The sequence below is a fragment of the Vibrio genomosp. F10 str. 9ZD137 genome, from assembly GCF_049974785.1.
GTDB lineage: Bacteria > Pseudomonadota > Gammaproteobacteria > Enterobacterales > Vibrionaceae > Vibrio.
On record NZ_JBNGCJ010000657.1, the window covers coordinates 1 to 1,124 of the forward strand.

A 1,124-nucleotide genomic window follows, 5' to 3' on the forward strand; every position below is an offset into this window, starting at 1 on the left:
CACACGACGGCGAATATAAACAGCCTGTCTTTACCTTATTTAATAAGCGCGTGTTACCTAAGCTTGATGCGTTTCTTGAGCGTGGCGAACGAAAAATCATCTTACTTTACAAAGAGTGTCGCGTTGAATACGTTGATTTTAGCGATTCTCCAGATTGCTTTCTTAATTTGAATACCCCCGATGAACTGACCCAATTTGGAGCGATCGAATCATGAACATGCCTTCTATTCAATTACCACTGCTGGGGTTTGCCGCCTACTCAGGGACGGGAAAAACAACACTGCTGGAAGCTTTGCTACCTAAGCTGGTTAACTCAGGATTGCGCGTCGGAGTACTCAAACACGCGCACCATGATTTTGATGTAGATAAACCCGGAAAAGACAGCTTTAGACTTCGAAAAGCAGGCGCTTCTCAGATGTTGATTTCTTCAAGAAACCGCCATGCGCTGATGACCGAAACGCCGGATTCTGAATCTGAATTTGATTACCTATTGACACGTTTTGATGTAAATAAGCTGGATTTGGTTTTAGTCGAGGGATGTAAAAATATCGCATTCCCAAAAATTGAGTTACACAGAGAAGAAGTCGGCAAGCCTTGGATCTACCCACATGACGAGAATATCATTGCCATCGCTGCGGACTTAATAGTTGATGCGCCATTGCCTCAGATGAGTATCGACGACATTGAAGGTATTGCGCAGTTCGTGCTGAGTTATGTAAAAGATCATAATGAACAGTCTCATGACGACATAGCGAAACGAAACACAGCGATCAGTCAAAGTTCAGTAGCCCCTGTTATTTCAGCGTGTTGTGACACCTTGTCTCCTGCGTTTTTATCGGTTGAACAAGGAAGAGACAAGATTCTTTCAATGGTGTCTGGTGTCGAGTTACACGAATCGATAGCCATTGAACAATCGTATGGCCGCGTACTAGCAGAAGATATTACTTCGCCAATTAATGTGCCATCGTATACAAACTCAGCAATGGATGGCTATGCGATACGCGGAGACGATTTAGGGCGCTCTTTCTATAAAGTGGTCGCCGAGATACTTGCTGGTCATTCTTACGATAAATCATTAGACAAGGGTGAAGCGGTTAAGATAATGAGATCGGAAGAGCGGCTCA

1 protein-coding gene and 1 pseudogene are annotated in these 1,124 nt (G+C 44.0%); both read left to right on the top strand.

Annotated features, from left to right (window positions below):
- Nucleotides 1–215, top strand: a pseudogene (locus ACP45E_RS15940) (molybdenum cofactor guanylyltransferase MobA); the annotation flags it as partial.
- Nucleotides 216–217: 2 nt separating this feature from the next.
- Nucleotides 218–1,124: molybdopterin-guanine dinucleotide biosynthesis protein B (gene mobB, locus ACP45E_RS15945; protein WP_426511437.1), on the top strand; the 907-nt coding region annotated here is incomplete at its 3' end.